At 38.2% G+C, this 20,196-nt stretch carries 19 protein-coding genes and 2 pseudogenes; 4 read left to right on the top strand and 17 right to left on the bottom strand.

Features of this window, described 5'->3' with window-relative positions; genetic code table 11:
• Window positions 1–111: 111 nt before the first annotated feature.
• Window positions 112–2,082 carry a response regulator gene (locus tag HYD28_10640; GenBank protein QLE09371.1) on the top strand — a complete coding sequence of 657 codons (1,971 nt, stop codon included), beginning with the start codon at window positions 112–114 and terminating at the stop codon, window positions 2,080–2,082.
• Window positions 2,083–2,113: 31 nt separating this feature from the next.
• Here HYD28_10640 and HYD28_10635 read toward each other — a convergent pair whose 3' ends face one another.
• The 9 genes and pseudogenes from HYD28_10635 to HYD28_10595 all read right to left on the bottom strand — a co-directional run bounded on the left by HYD28_10635 (window position 2,114) and on the right by HYD28_10595 (window position 10,124).
• Window positions 2,114–3,436, bottom strand: coding sequence for a Na+/H+ antiporter family protein (locus tag HYD28_10635; GenBank protein ID QLE09370.1), 1,323 nt, complete (start codon window positions 3,434–3,436; stop codon window positions 2,114–2,116).
• An 8-nt stretch (window positions 3,437–3,444) separates the two neighbouring features.
• A complete protein-coding gene (locus HYD28_10630) occupies window positions 3,445–5,385 on the bottom strand; it encodes a DUF3488 domain-containing transglutaminase family protein (protein ID QLE09369.1) in 1,941 nt (646 codons plus the stop codon).
• A gap of 2 nt (window positions 5,386–5,387) precedes the next feature.
• Window positions 5,388–5,867 (bottom strand): DUF58 domain-containing protein, encoded by a 480-nt coding sequence (locus HYD28_10625; GenBank protein QLE09368.1) that lies wholly within the window; start codon window positions 5,865–5,867, stop codon window positions 5,388–5,390.
• A gap of 528 nt (window positions 5,868–6,395) precedes the next feature.
• A pseudogene (locus HYD28_10620) lies at window positions 6,396–7,235 on the bottom strand (AAA family ATPase).
• A 7-nt stretch (window positions 7,236–7,242) separates the two neighbouring features.
• Complete coding sequence (locus HYD28_10615) at window positions 7,243–7,638, bottom strand: response regulator (GenBank protein ID QLE09367.1); 396 nt, start codon at window positions 7,636–7,638, stop codon at window positions 7,243–7,245.
• A 536-nt stretch (window positions 7,639–8,174) separates the two neighbouring features.
• Complete coding sequence (locus tag HYD28_10610; protein ID QLE09366.1) at window positions 8,175–8,507, bottom strand: hypothetical protein; 333 nt, start codon at window positions 8,505–8,507, stop codon at window positions 8,175–8,177.
• 59 nt (window positions 8,508–8,566) lie between these two features.
• Window positions 8,567–8,896: an ABC-F family ATP-binding cassette domain-containing protein gene (locus tag HYD28_10605; GenBank protein QLE09365.1), complete on the bottom strand. Its 330-nt coding sequence runs from the start codon at window positions 8,894–8,896 to the stop codon at window positions 8,567–8,569.
• A 71-nt stretch (window positions 8,897–8,967) separates the two neighbouring features.
• Window positions 8,968–9,063: an ATP-binding cassette domain-containing protein gene (locus HYD28_10600; GenBank protein QLE09364.1), complete on the bottom strand. Its 96-nt coding sequence runs from the start codon at window positions 9,061–9,063 to the stop codon at window positions 8,968–8,970.
• Between the two features lie 668 nt (window positions 9,064–9,731).
• On the bottom strand, window positions 9,732–10,124 hold the full coding sequence (locus HYD28_10595) for an ATP-binding cassette domain-containing protein (GenBank protein ID QLE09363.1): 393 nt from the start codon (window positions 10,122–10,124) through the stop codon (window positions 9,732–9,734).
• Window positions 10,125–10,678: 554 nt separating this feature from the next.
• Between HYD28_10595 and HYD28_10590 the strand changes: the two genes are divergently transcribed.
• Both HYD28_10590 and HYD28_10585 read left to right on the top strand, forming a co-directional pair.
• Window positions 10,679–10,924, top strand: a complete 246-nt coding sequence (locus HYD28_10590; GenBank protein ID QLE10535.1) for a hypothetical protein — start codon at window positions 10,679–10,681, stop codon at window positions 10,922–10,924.
• A 31-nt stretch (window positions 10,925–10,955) separates the two neighbouring features.
• Entirely contained in the window at window positions 10,956–11,195 is a 240-nt protein-coding gene (locus HYD28_10585) for a hypothetical protein (protein ID QLE09362.1), read from the top strand.
• On the opposite strand, the gene HYD28_10580 is transcribed toward HYD28_10585, so the two are convergent.
• The 5 genes and pseudogenes from HYD28_10580 to HYD28_10560 all read right to left on the bottom strand — a co-directional run bounded on the left by HYD28_10580 (window position 11,187) and on the right by HYD28_10560 (window position 14,244).
• Complete coding sequence (locus tag HYD28_10580; protein QLE09361.1) at window positions 11,187–11,435, bottom strand: hypothetical protein; 249 nt, start codon at window positions 11,433–11,435, stop codon at window positions 11,187–11,189. The genes HYD28_10585 and HYD28_10580 overlap by 9 nt on opposite strands.
• Before the next feature lie 290 nt (window positions 11,436–11,725).
• A pseudogene (locus tag HYD28_10575) lies at window positions 11,726–12,288 on the bottom strand (tRNA-(ms[2]io[6]A)-hydroxylase).
• A gap of 45 nt (window positions 12,289–12,333) precedes the next feature.
• On the bottom strand, window positions 12,334–12,966 hold the full coding sequence (locus HYD28_10570) for a sulfotransferase family protein (GenBank protein ID QLE09360.1): 633 nt from the start codon (window positions 12,964–12,966) through the stop codon (window positions 12,334–12,336).
• Window positions 12,963–13,868, bottom strand: coding sequence for a transporter substrate-binding domain-containing protein (locus tag HYD28_10565; GenBank protein QLE09359.1), 906 nt, complete (start codon window positions 13,866–13,868; stop codon window positions 12,963–12,965). The genes HYD28_10570 and HYD28_10565 overlap by 4 nt, the downstream gene beginning before the upstream one ends.
• Window position 13,869: 1 nt before the next feature.
• Window positions 13,870–14,244 (bottom strand): MAPEG family protein, encoded by a 375-nt coding sequence (locus tag HYD28_10560; GenBank protein ID QLE09358.1) that lies wholly within the window; start codon window positions 14,242–14,244, stop codon window positions 13,870–13,872.
• 119 nt (window positions 14,245–14,363) lie between these two features.
• Here HYD28_10560 and HYD28_10555 point away from each other — a divergent pair, with 119 nt between their 5' ends.
• Window positions 14,364–15,716 carry a DUF2254 domain-containing protein gene (locus tag HYD28_10555; protein ID QLE09357.1) on the top strand — a complete coding sequence of 451 codons (1,353 nt, stop codon included), beginning with the start codon at window positions 14,364–14,366 and terminating at the stop codon, window positions 15,714–15,716.
• Window position 15,717: 1 nt separating this feature from the next.
• Here HYD28_10555 and HYD28_10550 read toward each other — a convergent pair whose 3' ends face one another.
• The 3 genes from HYD28_10550 to ggt form a co-directional block, all read right to left on the bottom strand.
• Window positions 15,718–16,434 (bottom strand): SIMPL domain-containing protein, encoded by a 717-nt coding sequence (locus HYD28_10550; GenBank protein ID QLE09356.1) that lies wholly within the window; start codon window positions 16,432–16,434, stop codon window positions 15,718–15,720.
• 134 nt (window positions 16,435–16,568) lie between these two features.
• Window positions 16,569–18,263, bottom strand: a complete 1,695-nt coding sequence (locus HYD28_10545) for an NAD-dependent malic enzyme (protein QLE10534.1) — start codon at window positions 18,261–18,263, stop codon at window positions 16,569–16,571.
• Between the two features lie 174 nt (window positions 18,264–18,437).
• Complete coding sequence (ggt, locus tag HYD28_10540; GenBank protein ID QLE09355.1) at window positions 18,438–20,195, bottom strand: gamma-glutamyltransferase; 1,758 nt, start codon at window positions 20,193–20,195, stop codon at window positions 18,438–18,440.
• Between the last annotated feature and the right edge of the window lies 1 nt (window position 20,196).

The following is a 20,196-nucleotide window of genomic DNA, read 5'->3' as shown; positions in this document are numbered from 1 at the left end:
ATTTATATAACACAATGAAATTTAAATAATTTATTTTGATATTTTTATGGCTAAACTGAGAACTGTTTTCTATATTTGCAATATGCGATGCAATATTAACTAGGAATGGCAATGGCAGAGTTAAACTTAGAGCAATTACAACTTGAGCTAACGGCATTTCATGGCATAAATGATAGCCGTGCATTAAAAGCTCAACTTGAAAAAGTGCTTCTGCCATATTTTTCGTTTAAAGAGTTTTGCTTAATAAACTTCGAAGATTCAAAAGCATCCCTCGAAATGCGTACTATTAAGTACATTGAATTTGACGAAACAATATTAAAGTCAAAGTTACAACAAGCGCAGTCACAGTGGTTATTTAATGAAGATAACTCACTGTTTTATAGTAATGAGTTCGTAAATAACCTAATATTTCATGTTGATATTTCTGAACACACAACGCAGTGCTTGGTCTTTTTCGATATAAAAGAGCAGGCTAGTTTTAATGATAAATCACAAACCGCAATCAAAATCTTATTACAGCAAGTAGCGGTTCAATTAGCTGCGCAAACAAGACTTAACCGGCAAAAGTTTCACTCAACCTCTTTACTAACAAGACTTGGAGAGTTATCAGAACTATTCAGAGACTTCGCCAGCGAATGGTTTTGGCGTACTAATAAAGATGAGCACTTTATTAATGTTTTAACTACCGCCAGCCATAGTAACTTATACAAACGCCATTTTTTACATAAAAATTTTGATGCCATTATCACTGAGCAGGAACAAAATCAGTTAAAAAAATGGTCACACTTTAAACACTTGCTGGCAGATCATGCTGAGTTTTTAGATTTTGAATTTGAAGTTAATTCGTCGCCTCCGGCCTGGGTCTCTTTGAGTGGTAAGCCACAATTTGATTCAAGTGGGAAATTTCGCGGCTATTTAGGCATCGCAAAAGATATCACGGTTAACAAAGAGCGTGAGCAAGCACTACAATTAGCAAAAGAAAAAGCAGAAGAAGCAAACCAAGCAAAGTCACAGTTTTTAACTGTGATGTCCCATGAGATCAGAACTCCTATGAACGCCATTGTCGGCATGTTGGAGTTGTTAGCCGATTCAGAACTTAATGACAAACAAACTCGTTGGCTTGATTACGCAAACTCAAGCGCTGACTTATTGCTTGATTTGATCAGTGATGTACTGGATTTTTCAAAAATTGAAAGTGGCTCGATGGAGCTTGATGTTAAAGCAACAGATATAAATGCGCTGGTTAAAAATATTACTGCACAGTTTCAAGAAACCACTCAAGGCTCTAATGTCTTGTTTACCACAGAGATAAGCGATGGCTTACCCAACAAAATTAATATTGATGGGGTCCGGGTCGGGCAAATTCTGTTTAATATTTTAGATAATGCCTTCAAGTTTACCAAAGTAGGCACAGTTAATTTTAACGCTGATTTCAATGATACCCATTTGTTATTTGAGATAGCAGATACTGGGCAGGGGATCTCTCAATCTCAAATAGCCAGCATTTACGACGCCTTTAAACAGCATGACTATGGTGTTAATCGACAAGTAGAAGGGATTGGCCTTGGGCTTAGCATTACCAAAAGCCTTGTTGATTTAATGAAAGGCGAGATTAGAGTAGCTAGTGCAATCAATATAGGCACTAAGTTTACTATTTATATTCCATATTCTGTTGTTGCCGATGATCAGCAATCAATAGAGCATGAGCAAACTCTTGAACCAATGGCTATTCTTGTTACAGAAGATAACAAAACCAACCAAGTGCTAATCAAAACCTTTTTAGAAAAGCTCAATCACCACGTTACCCTTGCAGATAATGGCCAACAAGCGATCGATAAGGTACAACAGCAACACTTTGATTTAGTTCTTATGGATATGATGATGCCAGTGATGGATGGTATTACCGCAACTAAATACATGCGTGAAGAATTAAAAATGACTTTACCCATTGTTGCCTTAACAGCTAATGCATCACATCAAGATAAAGCCACTTGCCTTGAGGCTGGTATGAACAAAGTGCTGACCAAACCCATTCGCTTTCATGATCTAAACCGCGCACTACGCATTTTGTTTAGCCAATAAAGAAGCCCCAAAATAATGGGGCTTCTTTATTTTACAACACCATTGCCGCAACCCAGCCAGCAACAAGTAGCGGAATATTAAAATGGATGAAAGTGGGCACCACTGAATCCCAAATATGGTCGTGTTGACCATCTGCATTTAGACCGGATGTTGGGCCAAGTGTTGAGTCAGAAGCAGGGGAGCCTGCATCACCTAGTGCTCCAGCAGTACCAACCAGTGCAGCTGTAGCCATTACCGAAAAATTTAGTTCCATGCATAATGGTACAAATAGAGTCGCGATAATTGGCACCGTCGAAAACGAGCTGCCTATGCCCATGGTTATTAGTAATCCAACGAGTAAAATCAATGCAGCCGCAAGAGGTTTATTACCTTCAATGATACCTGCTGCAGAGCTAACTAATGAGGCTACATCACCCGTTGCTTGCATAACTGAAGCAAAGCCCTGTGCAGAAATCATAATAAAGCCAATCATCGCCATCATAGCAATGCCTTTACTAAAAACATCACCATTTTGTTCAAGTTTTACAACACCAAACAAGGTAAATATGGCCACACCAACAAGACCACCAAGGATCATTGAATCACTGATATTTTGTGCGACTAAAGAGCAAAGTACGGCTGTTATGCCCACAACTAATACCTTTTTAGGTTGTTTTATCACAACTTCATTTTGTTGTTCTGTTAAAGTATGCGAGTCGTAACTACGGCGTTTTCGATAAGTGATAAACACCGCAACGAATAAACCAAACAACATTCCAATAGCTGGAATGATCATTGCCATCGGTACTTGTGTATTCACAATTTCTAAGCCATTTTCAGTGAGGTTTTTGTGTAGTATCGAGTATAGGTAAATGCCACCAAAACCATAAGGTAGCACCATATAAGAGGTAGCTAAGCCGAAGGTTAAAATACACGCAATGGCACGTCTATCAAGGCGTAACTTGTTAAACACCACAAGTAATGGCGGAATTAGAATGGGTATAAAAGCAATATGTACGGGTATCAAATTTTGCGACGAAATCGCACACAGCAAAATAATACTTAATATAAGATAACTAAGTGTAGTTTCGCCTTTATGGCTATTGTCGTTTACTTGCTTTAGTAACTTAGACGCTAAAATGCGTGTTAAACCCGACTTCGAGATTGCGACTGCAAACGCACCTAACATCGCATAGCTAAGCGCTATTTCAGCGCCACCCGATAAACCATCATTAAATGCATTAACGGTTTCAGATAAACCTAGGCCTGCGGTCAAACCCGCAACAATAGCGCTTACTGTCATCGCTACAATGACATTAATTCGACAAAGTGTCAGGATCAGCATCAACATAACGCCGACAATTACTGCATTCATATTGTTCTCTATTTGGCTGTTTTGAGAGAGTTTAACAGAACTCGCACGCGGTTTTTGCGGTTTTGGTTATATGAATGCTGTTGATAACGTACTTCGATGATTATTTGCTCAAACTCGCTTAGGTATGCCTCTGATCTAGGCTTTTGCTGTTTAATTAAAGCAATATTTTGTAGTGGCGTGTTAGTGTCTAGAGGCTCTATACCTTGCTTTTTTGCCCACTGATAAAGCTTAGTGATGTCATCAACCAACGGTTCACTACTTCGAATAGGGCGTTTGTTATATAAGAAATAACCAGTAAAGCTCAGTAATAACGTACCTAATACAATTAATGGTGTTAGCCATGCAGACTTATTACCAAACAGTGAATCAAACAAACTTTGCTGAGATTCTTGGTCAAACGTAAGCACCCAGTTAGTCCATTTATAGTCGAGCTCTTCAAGGTGAATTCGCAGCCAGTTTATTGCTTTAAAATGACTCCAACGTTTTAGACCAAAGTTAAGATTGTCGTTAAAGCTTTCGTTTAAATCTCCCAGTTGTGATAACGAACCGTTTAAACGTTCAGGAGCAACAACAGCGGTAGCATCAAAAATATGCCATTTTTCATCAAAGAACACTTCAACCCATGCATGGGCATCATATTGGTAAATGTTAAGCGTAGCGGCTTTAGTTTGTTCTCCACCTAAATAACCTGACACAACACGGGCAGGGTAACCGGCAACACGAAACATAAATGCAGCGGTGCTCGCATAGTGCCCACAAAAGCCACGTTTGGTATCAAATACAAACTGGTCTAGCGTATTATCACCATACATTGGTGTAGGCGTTAATGTGTAAGCAAACTGCTGCTGATTAAAGTAATCAAGTAGCGCGTTAAAGTAACCTTGCGCATTTTCATGCTCAGCAGACAACTGTTTTGCCAGTGCCGTTGTTTGTGGATTGGTTGTTTTAGGTAAGCGAGTGTATAAGCGTTTTTCAAAGTTATTTAGGCTCAGCATAGCCTCACTACTGGTTACCGCGTATTTAATGTTTTTGTTTAAGTTACCTTTGCGTTTTAACAAACCATTGTAGGTTGAGTGCACATCTGAATTAGCACTTTGTGCAAAGCCAAGTGCAAATAGCCAATTTGAAGATGAAGGCTCTGCAATAATCTGATAATTTACGCTATTACTTTGAGTAACTGTACGGCGAATTTGGTTAAATTGTTGAGATTTCAAAATGTCCGATATTAACCATTCACTGCCATTAAACTCATCATGAATAAGGCTGCGCCAGTAATAGGGGGCCTGTAAGGCTTGCCCAGGCTGTTGTTCTACCCGAAAAACCAAGTCATCTGACTCAGCTAATTTCGCAATAGAAAAGGGGTTAACTTGCTCTGATAAACCCGTTTTCGCAAGCTTTGGCCCCGGTAATTGCCAAAACGCCGGTATTTTCGGTAAAAACAAAATCAAAAATGCCGCTATGGGTAAGGCTAGTAATATCGTTTTAAAACTTTGCTTATTAGCAGCCTTAAAGCTTTGCGGGCTGGTCAAATAGCCAAGAACAGCAAAGTTAACAATATAAAGTGCACTCACAATCAAGGTTTCAAATAATCCTTGATGGAATAAATATACCGTCGAAAGATTAAAAAACACCAGTAAACAAACGGTTTGATACTGTTTGACGGTTTTCGCTTGGAGCAATTTAAAGCTACTAGCAAGTAGCATCATCGATACAAATAGCTTTACTGTATCGCCCACGCCAACCAGAACAAATAAGGCAACTAAGCAAATTGCTGCCAACATATTCGCGACCAATCCATTTAGTTTTTTATAAAATTTACCTAAAAACAGGTTTAAAAAACTGAGGCCAGCCAATATGGCTAGAAATGGAGTAGGTACTTCAGTAAACAAAAAACCACTAATAACAATAAACAGAAGTGATAAAACGGTATTAATAAGCGGCGTATTCATGCTTAAAACTCCGCTAAAGCTTTCAGGCAAGTTTCTTGATGACTTCGCCCTAAACCTTTTGTGATATGTTTATTGGGTAAAGTTAACGAAAAAGCGATTTGTTGATCGGTTAACTGGTTTACTAAAAAACATAATTGGCTTAATCGATGCTCGTTATTTCCTGTTAACGTATTGTAATTAAGAGCTAATTCCTGTGATGCATCACTGGTAAACTCTTTCGTTAATAGCTGCTGAGTTTTAGCGTAGTGTTTCCACGACACCTTATTAAGTGCAGTGCCTTGCACAAAAGAAGTGAGTTGATAAAAGTCATCATTACCGGCTTTGATTTGTGCATTATCGCCATCATGTTCGTCATTGTCATGAAGTTGTGTATCAAGCTTTTCTGTGGGTATTGGCTTTGGATAAACATAAACTGTATCTATGGGCTCTATGTAGCTCCAAACCGACACTAAGCCAAAAGGGAAATGACTAATAATTTTCACTCTGTCAAAACCATAAGCACCACGTTCGCTACATTTAAGTGCTATTTCAACCGAGTTTTTCTCGTTGCTTTGTAGTGAAACAGCTTCAGATTCGATGTTATTATTGATTAGTTTTACTAATTCGCAGCGTGATTTTGCTTGTAGTTCAAAGCGTGCTACGGGCGCTTTTGGTGATAATCTCCTTCACTGAAAGATATTTAACCAATAACCTCTGACATTTTTTAGCCAGTTAGTATCCGCAAATACCATAACAACAACCATAAATAAGCCATCGCTAATATAAGGTTATTTTGATAGTTAATACCCATCACAAAGTTAAGTAGGGCAATTATTAGAAACTGCCCACCAAGTTTAGAAGGAAGCACATAAATAGTTTTATGTTGGAGTTCTATTTCGTTTTTTTTATGTTTGTTTTTTAATAACTTATTAAAACTAATTGACGAAATTGTTTAACAAAAGCAGGGCGCTTTAACATGTTTACAAGCTTACAGGCACATGTTTAAGTGCATAAACCACTGTCGCCAGAATTTAACCCCAATCGTGATCAGTCACGCTAGGAAAAACCGCTTGTACATCTTCAGGCAAAACAAATCACGACCTTCGATATACGCCCATGACTTTGCAGCACGAGCAAGTGCAATACTTGCTCTTGGTGATAATGGGTTTACAAAATGACTATCTTGGCGAGTAAAAGCGACTAGTTCGAGTATGTAGTCAACAACCGTATGACTTATTGTTACAGTATTAATTTCTTTTTGAATAACAGCGAGTTGTTCTGAGTTAATGCGAACAGGTAAATCATCATAGTTACGGTTGTTTAGACCTAAAATAAGGTTTTTCTCGCTTGTTTATCAGGAAACTAAACTGATACGCATGAAAAATCGGTCTAATTGTGACTCTGGTAACGGATAAGTTTCCAGATTGGTGCACTGGGTTTTGAGTTGCAATAACAAAAAATTGGTGATGGTAGGGCGTGTTTAACCGAATCCACCGTCACTTGTTTTTCTTCCATTGCCTCTAAAAGCGCACTTTGTGTTTTAGGACCAGCACGATTAATTTCATCACCTAAAACAACTTGGCTAAATACAGGGCCTTGATGAAAAGAAAAACTATTTTCTTAGCATCAAAAATGTTTGTACCAAGAATATCAGAAGGTAATAAATCACTTGTGAATTGAATACGTTGATACGACAATCCAAGAACTGCTGCAAGTGCATGAGATAAAGTGGTTTTTCCCATACCAGGCAAATCCTCAATGAGCAAATGACCTTCACTAAATAAGCATGCTAAAGCAAGTTTAATTTGTTGTTGTTTACCAAAAATGACCGTAGACAGATCATCAATTATGAGTTGGATTGTCGAATTCATAAACTACTTAATTTGTTATGGTTTCCATCAATTCTAGACGTTTCATAACAGAGTCGACTTTTTTTGAGTTAAAAGGTTTAGCAATAAAACCTCGGGCGCCTAATTCCCAAGTGTTTTGAACATTCTCAAGACTGTTATGACCTGAACACATAACAACGTGAGTATGGGGATGTCGGTCATTCAAATATTCAAGAATTTCCTCACCGTCAGTGTTAGGTAGCTCAATATCAAGAAAGATAACGTTTGGTGACTTTTCTTCAATTAGAGTTTTGGCTGATTCAAAATCTCGACTTTCTAAAATATCGTCAAAACCAAGACCAGTTAAAATTTGATTTAGATAGTCGCGAATATCTTGCATATCGTCGATTATCAGAATAGGTTCTAACGGTTTCACAAATTCCATATCGTTTACATCTTATCGTTACATCTTAAGTTGATAGTTTTAATATATGTCATGCGATAAGTAAGCTCAAGAAACTCAGACTAATAAAATAGATAATATGACAAAACACCATCATTATGTCCGATACCATCTAGTATTGGACTTAGCGTATAGAGAATAGGTACCAGGATATACCACTGGGTTACTTCCTATAATTTATATTATGTTAAATAAGATATTTGTCTTTATAACCAGCCTCACTAGTCGTTAGATTTTAAGGTTTTTTTGCTGTTTTTTGGTTAATTTGGTTATTCAAGATTTTCTAGCTTTCTAAGAATGTTCATTTTTATTACGTGAACCTTCAACCTGATTTACTTCATTTCAATAAGTCTTTAACGATGACTTTTTACTAATCTAGGTTTGAAATACTTTAGTTAATGCCGAATAGACAATTCATTTAAACAAAGCCAATAACGCCACTGAGGCGTATGATCTTGAAGGTGCTTAGGGAATTTCACTTCGCCCAATTAAACGCCCTAGCAACGCCGAGTGCTATTTCATGAAGAACCAAAACCAGCGCCATAAATGGTGGCCCAAAACGGTATGTTTATAAAATCGAGTGTTGAGGTTGATGATGAAACGGCGACTTCTTGGTAATTAGTAAGCCATGGGTAAAAACCTACGCTGTAGAGAATAACAATAGGTGCGGCAAAGAGCACTAAACGTAGTTTTCGTGCTTTAAAAAACGGTATAAATGAAGCTCCTAGCATCAATAATAACGGCACAAACACGTAGACTACAGAGGTAAAATCATTGAGCTTCATGCCTAAACCAACGGTTACAATCAGCATGAATAAAAAAAAAATGCGGTAAGCGGCTGTAAAATTCATTGTCATTCCTTGTAATAAACCTACAACCACCCTAGCATGGTAATTTTTAAATGTATATTTTATATGACAATTATCTTATTGCACTCGATACTTTCTACGAAATACTTATCATGGCTTACTACTATAAACCCACCCTTAAAGTCTTGTAATGATTTTGCTAATAACTGTTTTGATTCAAGGTCTAGGTGATTATCAGGCTCATCTAATAACAAGAATGCAGTGCTTTCAATATTACTAACAATACACATGGCTAGTTTCATTTTCTCGCCACCACTCAAAAATGCGGCGTGTTTAAATACAGCATCCTTTCTAAAGCCAATACTTGCAAGTAAAGTTCGCGCGGTGCTCTGGCTTAAATCTTTACAGTAAGTCATGAGATTTTCAAGCATGGTTAGCTCGTTGTTTATGAGTGTAAAATGTTGGTCTAAATAATAAAGAGCTTGGTTGCAATATAACTCCCCTACTTTAGCTGGTATCTCTCTATAAGAGTTTTAAGTAAGGTTGATTTTCCGGCGCCATTAGCGCCAGCTAAATGAACTTTATCATCACTGTACACCTGAAAAGTTAGCGACTTTTGGGCACCATATGCTAATACTACATTATCCAGGCTGAGTACTTTGTGATGCTTAGCCTCATCTTTTTGCGATAAATAAAATTGTTGGCTTTCACTTGTTCAAGCTGACTTAAAAATTTTTGTTTATTGCTATTTAGCTTACCTTTCTCGCTTAGCGGTATTTTACTTTGCGAAATTTTGGCTTTTTCGCATCCATTAACACTTTAGGTTGGCTACCAGACTTTCTAAGTGCTGCTCCCTGAGCTGCTCGCTTAAGTGTTTTTTGCTGTTGTAATTGCTCTGCTGCTTTGAGTATTGTTTGCTGTTTAACAACGTGGTTTAATTTGTTTGCAAGCGCAGCAACTTGCTTCTGCTTTTGACTTTGGTATTGTGAAAAACACGTACCATATTGTGTTAAACCAAGGGTTGTAAGTTCCCATATTTCATGTGCTTGTTCTAATAATTCTTGGTCGTGACTAATCAGTAATATTTGTCCTTTGAATTTGTTAATTTGCTCTATAAGCCAGCGCTTACCGTGTGCATCTAGGTGGTTTGAAGGTTCATCGAGTATTAAAATATCGTGATTAAAGAAGTTAAATAGCGCCAGAGCTTTAATTGACTAAACTGCCCGCCGCTTAAATATTTGCTTAATGAGTTAGGGGTTTTGCTTTTTATACTAGCCTCAAAAGCTCTGCCTTAAAGCGCTCTGGTAAGTCCCAATTGTCTTCTAGCAAAGTTAAATTTTGCTCTGTAACTTGCCCTTGGTTTATCGCTTCAAGGGCATTAAACATTGTCTCTAAGCCAATAGCCTCTGCAATTGTTAGATTATCAGCCTGATTTACATCGTCCATTTGCTCATAAAAGCCAAGAGTTGAATTACAAACAACCGTGCCAGAGCTTGGCTTTTTTTGCTTAGCAAGTATTGACGCTAATATAGATTTACCGCAGCCGTTCCTGCCAACTAACGCAGTAACTTTTGCAGTGAGAGAAAATGAAATGTCGTTAAATACAACATCGCCATTGCCATGTTGATAACATAAATTGAAAGCTTGAAGTTGTGGCATAGTGCCTCCTGTATTACAGGGGCAGTGATACCAATCCACAATAATATTTAATCATTTTGAGGGATAAAACCTGCCGCTACCTTCGTTAAAAATATCATTAAGAACAACTTAATAACGAAATTTTTGCCTTGTTATCGACGATGTTTTATTGCCTCAAAATAGACAACTTAATAACATTTTTTTGAACGTAGGGGAAACGTGAGCAACGCCTACTAACCCTGTTGGAAAAAATAAATTGAAATTGGATAACAGGTTTAGATGTTCATGTTGGCGGCTACTCCTAAAAATGAGCTCTCATAATAACCATCCACTGCCTAAATGGCAACGAGTTATGTTACTCTTAAGCCACTGAACATTTAAAGGAATCTATTTTGAATTTAGTTGAAAGCCAGCATGCCTCACAAAACCCTATTCAAGTTAAGCTGCAAATTGCTGAACATAAGCGTGTTTTTTGTCATTGGCGATTTAGATGCAGATTTAGCTAAATTTGAACAGGCGCTCTGCTCTGTCAATTTTAATCCAAGCACGGATATTCTTTTTCACTCGGCGATGTAATAGACCGGGGTGATAACAGCATTGCTTTATTAAGACGTTTTAAAGAGTTGGGTGTAAACATGTGTTTAGGTAACCACGAGCACATGCTACTTGAATCATTATTAGCAAATAATGAAGATTATTATCGCTTATGGGTTGAAAATGGCGGCCATTGGCACACCCAAGCAACCGATGAAGAGCTTAAATTTGTCTTTCAGCAACTTCTAAAATGCCTCTTTCTTATTTTGTTGAATACGCTGGTATAAAAATCGGCCTCTCGCATACCACGTGCGCTGATTGGATTGGAATAATCCAACAAAAGATAAAGAAAAAGCTATTAGTTTACTACTTTGGGATAGAGCTTTAACCAAAGCAAAGAAGCCAGTAATAAACCCAAGTATCGATTTTTCAGTGCACGGTCATAAACCCACTAAAGAGCCTTATTGGCTAGGTAATAGCTATCATCTTGACACTAATTACCTCAGTGAAGTACTAGTTGAGCTTAAAACACTGATAAACCAGTTTTCATCAATGTAAGCTGGCCAGTCGTTCGACAGTTTGATCATCAAGGTATTTTTTATAGGTGAGCCGTGCATGCCACAGCTGCTCATCGTTTTCTTGAATGTAAATAATTGGGCCAGCAACTTTATTCGCTAAGCTAGTTAATTTACTGTATTCATGGGTATCAATTATGCCATCGCTGAAGTAGCTTCGTGCCGTATTTAAAAATTGCTCTTCTTTATAGATATCGCTATGCCAAATTAACGAACGATACATACTTGCTGTTATTTCGGATGGCTTGTCATTCGAACGAAAGAGTTCACTTCTGTATAAATTGAATTACCGGTGATTACAATCCTATTAACGACAACGTCGTAAGAGTCATCATCCATTTCATGCTCTATTCCTCAAAATTAGGTACTAACCTAACTATAGGTGATGAAGATGAATGTATGCTGTTTATTTAATTAATTAGGATTGGTAAAACTATTTTCAAGATACTTAATTCTTGTTTTAAATGTTGTTTAATGTATTAGGCAAACTAGCCTAATACATTAACATCACTACTAGTGAAGTGCCGCTGTAAACGGTATATTTTTACAGATTTCAGCTTCTGCGATAAGGATTTCTTCAAGGCGAGCATCAACTTCTTGCTTATCGAAATACTCGTAGGCAAGTTCAACGAATAAGTTTTTATGTTTTTCTTCTGATTTAGCAATCGCGACATAAAACTCTTTTTCTTTACCTGCAGGTAAGGCTTCAGCGACAAGCGAAAAACGCTCATGTCCGCTACACCAGCCACTAATAAGCGGTCCATTAAAAATTCATCACGACCATTTCTGAAAACCGCGCGAATTTGTTTGATGTAAGGATCTTTTTGATCATTACCAAGGGAAACATCACGTTCCATTAGTAATTTTAAAACTTGTTTAAAATGAATCATTTCTTCTAACGCTAAATCAGTCATAGCTTTAACGAGCTTACGACGATCTGGGTAGTGTGAAAGCATAGACATAGCCATACCAGAGGCTTTTTTTTCTGCTGCAGCATGATCTTGTAAAAAGGTATTGAAGTCAGCCAAGACTCCTTCTGTCCATTCAAATGGCGTGTGGTATTTTAATTCAAACATAATAAGGAACAACTTAACTTATAATGGCGGCGATTTTAGCGTATTTTACTTATGATTATAACCAAGAGATTTATCAATTTTACCACTTCGGGTTGATGACACTTTATCTGGGTGTTTTATGTCATTCCAAGCTGTGACCTTGCCTCCAATATTAAGCTGTTTAAAGCTGATTGGTTGTTCCGTGCTTAAAAACTGCTGCAATAGTTTCGGGCTATTAGGGTCAGCAACATTAAGTGTTAGTAATTGATGTTCACAGCCTTTAAAGTAATCTGCTATTTGCTGTTGATGGCGCTGATAACAGGCTGTTAAATACTCATCAGATTCTAAATCTGCCAAACTATAGTGGCCAAACACATCAAGATAACAGCGTTTTAAGTGGATATTAAAGCCACCGTCTGGGCGCATTAAATTAGTGTGCATACGTGTTAATAGCTGCCTGATTGATGGTAGCCATTTAGCTAAGTCGCGCTCAAGATTTATAAAGCGGCTGTTTGCAAAGTGTTTATCGAGTAAAACATATTCACTAAATACAGGGGTGTCGGCAATAACGTCTGCGTTGGTAATTGCTTGTTGGGTATAGGCTGTGTGCGAGGTTTTATAGCCGAGTTCTAAAAAGCTGTTACATATACTGGTTGTGCCGGTTCGTGGTAAACCGATTATAAAAATTTTTGAGCTCATGGCACCTTATCAATAGATAACCACAGCGACTTATCTTCTACTGGGGTTAACCTTGGTAATTCGTTATTGTTCAATTCTATAATAATCTTGTCATGAACGTGGGCATTTTTAATGAAATCACGATTATATTTAAAGAATAGCTCGTCAAATTCACCGTTTTTACGCATAACTTTTAAACCCTCATTCACCGCTTTTGCAATTTCAGGCTTATCTTTGTTAAAAAAGAAATAAATAGGGCTTTTATATTTAAGCATTAGTTGCGGAAGAACAACCAAGTCGATTTTTTTCTCGAAATTAGCCTTTTCCTCCTCTATTTCGAGTATAGAGCGAGGAAATAACTGCCCTCTTCCTTTATCAAGCATAACGAACAATGACTCAAAATCTTGAGAAGTAGCCACAGTTAAATTGTTGCCTTTTAAAATATCTGTGTCAGGCCAGTGCTGGCCTTGTATAAATATAATATTTTTGAGATCGTCGTATGTCTTGATTTGGCTTAGATAAGGTAATTGCCTTTTAGTTGTAAACATTAAACGCCACCCGAACAGCCCTTTAAAAATAGGAATTCTCAATGGCAATAACATTTTTTCACGTTCAGTATTGGTCATACTCCAATACACATTAATACCTGTTCCAGTCGCTATTTCTCTAAGAACTCTGTTTTGTCCTAATAGTCTTGGTGACGGTGTTAAAGTAAAATTATAACCACTTCTCTCAAGCGCGGTACGAAGCAATATAAGAGGATAAAGTAATTTTTCATCAAGGTTTGGCAAAGTCTTAGGGTAAATTACCCTAAGAGTTTCAGGTGGAATAGCAACCGCTTTTTTTGCATTGATTGTTTTTACATTTGCCGAACAAATATTTGTTAAAAACAGTAAGGTAAGAGTAAAAACAACTTTCTGCATATTAGAATACCTGTGTAACTAATAACATCACTGCACTGATCAAAATAGTTAAGAAGGTGAGTATCATTCCTAACGCTCGTAATTTCATTATATTATCAACGAGTGCATAACTATGACAAAAACGGCCTGCAACAAGCATTGAACCTAAAATATAGCAGAAATGGCTAGGAAGACCCTGATACTCTAATAAAAATAGCAGAATCAATGAAAATGGCACATATTCAATAAAATTAGCATGGGTACGTATAGCTGCTTGTAGGCTTGCATCACCACCATCGCCTAGTGAAATACGTTTTGCTTTACGAAGTTTAATTACACGAAAGCTAAGTTGGATGTATAAAATGGCCAAAATGGCAGCAAACGTTGAAACAATCACAGTTTTTCCAATTTTTATTTAAAGTTAGACGCTTAGCACTGTTTATTGCTAGGCTGTTAAGTAAGTAGTTAGGTTAGCTCAGTATGATATTTAATGTCTAACAGTTCTTAAGGAAGTGCATGTTTACGCCAAGAAAAATTGCCGATAATTACCGTGAAATGGTAAGTAGTATCGGTTTTTACCCTTCAATGCTCTCTGTCATGTTTTTGATTTTCGGATTAATTAGCATTGCAGTAGAGTACTCTTCACTATCAATGGAGTTTAAAAAGCTGATTGGCGTGTTGTTGGTCGACAGCGAAGAAAACGCCCGAACTATCCTCAGTACGCTTGCAGGAAGCATTATCTCGTTAACGGTTTTTAGCTTTTCTATGGTTATGGTAGTGCTAAACAGCGCCAGTGCTAGCCTTTCTCCTCGAGTATTACCTGGACTAATTACCCGTAAATCGCACCAATTAGTGCTTGGCTTTTATCTTGGTAGTATTATCTACACTATATTAATGTTGATAAACATACGTACCATTGGCGATGGAGATATGGGAATTCCATCTTTGGGTATCTTCTTTTCTTTGGTTTTTGGTTTGATTTCGCTGGGATTTTTTGTGTTTTTTATTCACTCAATTTCTAAAGCGATTCAGGTCGATAATGTGTTAAACGATCTATTTAAAAATACCAAAGGCGAGCTTAAATGCATTATTAATATGCAACAAGAAAACCCAGTTGAGCATTTTCCTGACTTTGATGACTGGCATAGCATAAAAAGTAAAACAGAAGGCTACTTTAAAGGCGCACATAGCGATAAATTGTGCGCATTGTGCCAACAGCACGGTATAAAAATTTATATCTCGGTTAAGCAAGGCTTCTTTACGGTTAAAGGTTATCCGTTTTTAAAATGTGATACTGACTTATCTGACAACCCAGAGCTTGTAGAGCAACTACTAAACTGTTTTATCTTTTATATCGAAGAGTATATCAGCGACCATTACCGCTACGGTATGACACAAATCTCAGAAATTGCAGTAAAAGCCATGAGTCCGGGGATTAATGATCCTGGTACTGCGGTAAAAGCCATTGATATGCTGAGTATCTTATTGATTTTACGTTTAGATATTTATGATGTTAATTACTCGCTTAAACGATGCGAGAACAATCAACCACACCTTTATATACACGAAACATCATTCGATGAGCTACTGCACGATAACTTTACGCCTATTCGTAACTACGCAAAAAATGACGCCTATGTCATGGTTAACGTACTTGAAGCTTTTAAAAATATATTGTTTAGAGCATCTGATAACGAAAAAGCCACAGATAGTTTGTTTGTTTATTTAGGGGCGATTATTGAAGATATCGATACGCATATTAGTAATGAGTATGACCGAGAACAAATTACTAATATGCTTAAAGCCATAGCCCGTATTTCAGAGCAACAAGGTGAAAAATTGCTGGCAAGCTTCACCAGCAATCAATAGACTAATTTTCTATTAAGTAAACGGCATAGCTACTAGCTGTGATCGTAAGCTCGCCACCGTTGTATGCATCAGGTACATAGTTATCTGGTGCAGCTTCAGCCATAACCATTTTACTTGCACGCATATAAGGCTGGTTTCCTGTTTCTAGTGGGCTATTAGAAGCGGTATAAAGACCTTTAAGCTCTACCCCGTAATCAATGGCAAACTCTTTTGCGGCATCACGCGCATCTTTAATTGCCAGTTTTTGAGCTTGCTTTTGTAACTCTTCATAACGGCTAGATATAAACTGCGTTTGATTAATTTCATTTATGCCCGCGTTCACCAATTGCTGAAGCATAATTGGGTACTTTTTAATATCAGTTAAAGTCACAGATAGACTGCGCGTTACTCTATAGCCGACAAAGTTTTGCTTGCCTGTTTCACGGTTGTATTCTGTTTGGCGGTGTATAGAGATATTAGACGCATAAATGCCCTTTTCATTCACACCTTGGCTTTTAGCAAGCTTAATAGCTTTTGCCATGGTTGCATCGGCTTTGTTTTTAGCGGCAATTAAATCTTTATCCACTTCAACAATACCCACTGTTAGTTTAACGTTATCAGGGATAGCTTTGATAGTTGCGTTGCCTTGAATGTAAATATGCGGTGCATCAGGTGTAGCTTGTGCTAACGCATTAAAGCTTAGCGCGGTGGCCATCGCGGTGAAAATTAACTTACGCATAATACTGTTCCTTAATTATTAACTCCGTTCATTATCACCTTAAAGAGTTAATTGAATATGAACAAGGCCTTTTAAAACAATATAAAAAAACAGGCATTAAAGCCTGTTTTTTCAATAACTCAACGTGTTATAGCTTAGATACTACGACGCTTATAGTTACGGTACTCTGGAAGCCAATAGTTTTTCTCAATTGCAGCCCATAGCGCTTCATCGCTCAGCTCAAGTGCCACACCTTCTTCCATGGCTTTTTTCGCTACCGCAAACGCAATACGTTTACTTAACGATTGGATTTCAGTAAGTGCTGGTAATAAGCTACCTTTACCTGTGTTAGCACGTGGCGAAGACTCTGCCAGAGTTTCACTTGATACAATCAGCATCGCATCTGTAATTCGTGTTGCTTTAGCAGCAATAACACCTAAACCAATACCCGGGAAAATGTAGCTGTTGTTACATTGCGGGATTGGGAAAGTTTGGCCGTTATACTCAACCGGATCAAATGGGCTACCAGAGGCAACAATCGCTTGACCGTCTGTCCACTCAATTACGTCTGAAGGAAGTGCTTCAACTTGCTTAGACGGATTACTTAACGGGAAGATAATCGGTTGTGGGCAAGATGCGTGCATTGCACGAATAACTTGTTCTGTGAACAAACCAGGTTGGCCAGATACACCAATTAGGATGTCTGGTTGCGCACAGTGCATTACATCTAATAAAGATGCGTACTCACCACTGTATGTCCACTCGCTCAAACCGTCTTTAGATTGGCAAAGGGCTTGTTGGAAGTCACGTAAGCCTTCCATGCCTTCAGTAAGTAAACCAAAACGGTCAACCATGAAGATTTGAGAACGAGCTTGCTCATCACTGATACCTTCAGCAACCATAGTACTGATAATTTGCTCAGCAATACCACAGCCAGCAGAACCTGCTCCGACAAACACGACTTTTTGCTCTGAAAGTTTCGAGCCTTTAACACGACATGCAGCTAGTAAAGAACCTACTGTTACTGCAGCAGTACCTTGAATGTCATCGTTAAAGCTGCAGATTTCATCACGGTAGCGTTTTAATAATGGCATTGCATTTGGTTGTGCAAAGTCTTCGAACTGAAGTAACACACTTGGCCAACGACGTTTAACAGCTTTGATGAATAGATCTAAGAATTCGTCATACTCTTCTTGCGAAATACGTTTATGACGAGCACCCATGTACATAGGGTCGTTAAGCAGTTTTTCATTATTCGTACCAACATCAATCATTACTGGTAACGTGTAAGCTGGGCTAATACCACCACACGCTGTGTATAGTGATAATTTACCGATTGGAATACCCATACCACCTATACCTTGGTCACCTAGACCAAGAATACGCTCACCGTCAGTTACAACGATAACTTTTACTTTGCCTTTAGTGGCGTTACGTAAAATATCATCAATTTGGAAACGATCTTCGTAAGAGATAAATAGACCACGGGCACTGCGGTAAATGTCTGAGAACTTTTCACAGGCATCACCTACTGTTGGTGTATAGATAATTGGCATCATTTCTTCAAGATGATCACGCACTAAACGGTAGTAAAGTGTTTCGTTGTTATCTTGAATAGCACGAAGGTAAATGTGCTTGTTTAAATTATCGCTAAAGCTTGAATACTGCTGGTAACAACGCTCAACTTGTTCTTCGATCGTTTCATAACGCGGTGGCAGTAAACCGGCTAAGTTGAAATTTTCCCTTTCTTTTTGTGAAAAAGCACTGCCTTTATTTAATAGTGGCGTTTCGATCAGACCTGGGCCTGAATAAGGAATATAAAGATAATTTGGATCGGTATTTGTAGTCATATTTCCAAGCTTTGATGCGTCATAATTATGATCTGACATTATTACTCTTGAAGGCGAAATTGCAATGACAATTCACCTTGTCAGACCATTGAAGAAAATGAATTTTATGCTCTAAAGAGCTTACTAGATAGTATACATGAAAACTCAGCAGCTTTAAGGCTGCTGAGCTTGTTTTTAGTGGCTTTTATCACTTAAAGCGATGCCTTCACGGCGAGGATCGGCTGCGCCATAAAGCTTACCGTCTTTTACTTCAACAGCATGTAAACCAGAGTTTAAATCTAAGATACGAACTGTATGTCCACGATTAACAAATTCGGCTTCAGCGTTGGCAAGTTCAGTGCCCTTTTCTAGGCTTGTGTAATTATTACGATTAGTAATGCGCGGTAAGTTAATTGCAGTTTGCGCATCTAAGTTCCAATCAAGCACACCCACAACCACTTGAGCAACGTAATCAATAATGCGGCTACCACCCGGTGAACCGACTACCAAGCGTAAGCTGCCATCTTTGTTAAACACCATTACTGGCGACATTGAACTACGCGGACGTTTACCTGCTTCAACACGATTGGCTAACGGCTTACCATTTTTTGTTGGTGATAAAGCAAAGTCAGTTAGCTGATTGTTTAAAATATACCCGTTCACCATTACTGTTGAACCAAATGCCATTTCGATAGAACTTGTCATTGACACTGCATTACCTTGGCTATCCACAATCGATACATGGGTGGTTGATGGTAATTCGTAAGCATCATCCTGTGCATAAGCAAGTGAGTTTGGTGGTGTGCCTGCTTCAGCGTGGGTATCTTTTTCAGAGATAAGCTTTGCTCGACCTGCAAGGTAATCTTTATCAAGTAAACCTTGTGTAGGGATTGGCATAAAATCAGGGTCGCCCATATACACGTTACGATCTGCAAACGCTAAACGCGATGCTTGTGTAAAGTAATGCAGAGCTTGAACTGAATTTGGTTTAAGCTTAGTCATATCTTTGTGTTCAAGTAAGGCCAGAATCTGTAATACAGCTACACCACCACTACTTGGTGGAGCCATTGAACAAACCTCATACTGGCGATAATCAACACATACAGGTGCTCGTTCTTTGCTTTTGTAATTAGCTAAGTCTTCAACACTCAAAGTACCCGGTGCTACCGCTGAGTTTTGCACTGCATTGACAAGTTCTTTTGCGTTTTCACCTTTATAAAAAGCATCAATACCTTGTTTAGCAATATCTTTATAAAGTGCGGCAAGTTCTGGGTTCTTCTTAACAGTGCCAACAGCAAGCGGTTTACCATCTGGGAAGAAATAATCACGAATAACAGGTAGCTTTGTAACCCCTGGGTTTAACTCTTTAGCGAGTAACTGATGTAAACGCGGTGATACAATAAAGCCTTTATCAGCCAATTCAATAGCAGGGCCAAACAAGGTTTGCCAGTCTAACTTTCCGTAACGCTTATGAGCAGTTGCAAAGGCATCTAAAATACCAGGTACACCTACTGAGCGACCGCCTACCACCGCTTCAATCCATTTCACAGCTTTACCGTGTTTATCTAAAAAGAGTGTTTCGTCAGCGTTACTTGGTGCAGTTTCTCGACCGTCAAAACTAGTAAGGCTTTTTGTTTTATTATCAAAGTACATCATAAATGTACCACCACCGATCCCCGACGATTGCGGTTCTACCAGTGTTAAAACAAGTTGAGTTGCAATTGCAGCATCAACTGCAGAGCCACCTAGTTCAAGCATTTTTTGGCCGGCTTTAACTGCATAAGGGTTTGCGGCAGCGACCATGTACTTATCGCCTTCAACAACCTGTTTATGAGCAAAGCCTGTTGCGGCTTCAGGTTCGCGAGTTTCAACTTTTGCAGGGGTTGCTAAAATAGCAGTTGAATAAATTAATGAAGTGGACAGAGCTAACAGCGCTTTGGTTTTGAATAACATA

Source organism: Pseudoalteromonas shioyasakiensis (assembly GCA_013391845.1).
GTDB lineage: Bacteria > Pseudomonadota > Gammaproteobacteria > Enterobacterales > Alteromonadaceae > Pseudoalteromonas > Pseudoalteromonas apostichopi.
The sequence above is the reverse complement of the archived record's forward strand: the minus strand, read 5'-3'. Positions and strand labels throughout refer to the sequence as shown.

What these genes read in the sequence shown, in the direction of transcription:
- HYD28_10640 (QLE09371.1), top strand. Translation starts at nt 112, where the DNA reads ATGGCAGAGTTAAACTTAGAGCAATTACAACTTGAGCTAACGGCATTT.
- HYD28_10635 (QLE09370.1), bottom strand. Translation starts at nt 3,436, where the DNA reads ATGAATGCAGTAATTGTCGGCGTTATGTTGATGCTGATCCTGACACTT.
- HYD28_10630 (QLE09369.1), bottom strand. Translation starts at nt 5,385, where the DNA reads ATGAATACGCCGCTTATTAATACCGTTTTATCACTTCTGTTTATTGTT.
- HYD28_10615 (QLE09367.1), bottom strand. Translation starts at nt 7,638, where the DNA reads ATGGAATTTGTGAAACCGTTAGAACCTATTCTGATAATCGACGATATG.
- HYD28_10610 (QLE09366.1), bottom strand. Translation starts at nt 8,507, where the DNA reads ATGAATTTTACAGCCGCTTACCGCATTTTTTTTTTATTCATGCTGATT.
- HYD28_10605 (QLE09365.1), bottom strand. Translation starts at nt 8,896, where the DNA reads ATGCTTGAAAATCTCATGACTTACTGTAAAGATTTAAGCCAGAGCACC.
- HYD28_10595 (QLE09363.1), bottom strand. Translation starts at nt 10,124, where the DNA reads ATGCCACAACTTCAAGCTTTCAATTTATGTTATCAACATGGCAATGGC.
- HYD28_10580 (QLE09361.1), bottom strand. Translation starts at nt 11,435, where the DNA reads ATGTATCGTTCGTTAATTTGGCATAGCGATATCTATAAAGAAGAGCAA.
- HYD28_10570 (QLE09360.1), bottom strand. Translation starts at nt 12,966, where the DNA reads ATGAGCTCAAAAATTTTTATAATCGGTTTACCACGAACCGGCACAACC.
- HYD28_10565 (QLE09359.1), bottom strand. Translation starts at nt 13,868, where the DNA reads ATGCAGAAAGTTGTTTTTACTCTTACCTTACTGTTTTTAACAAATATT.
- HYD28_10555 (QLE09357.1), top strand. Translation starts at nt 14,364, where the DNA reads ATGTTTACGCCAAGAAAAATTGCCGATAATTACCGTGAAATGGTAAGT.
- HYD28_10550 (QLE09356.1), bottom strand. Translation starts at nt 16,434, where the DNA reads ATGCGTAAGTTAATTTTCACCGCGATGGCCACCGCGCTAAGCTTTAAT.
- HYD28_10545 (QLE10534.1), bottom strand. Translation starts at nt 18,263, where the DNA reads ATGACTACAAATACCGATCCAAATTATCTTTATATTCCTTATTCAGGC.
- ggt (QLE09355.1), bottom strand. Translation starts at nt 20,195, where the DNA reads ATGTTATTCAAAACCAAAGCGCTGTTAGCTCTGTCCACTTCATTAATT.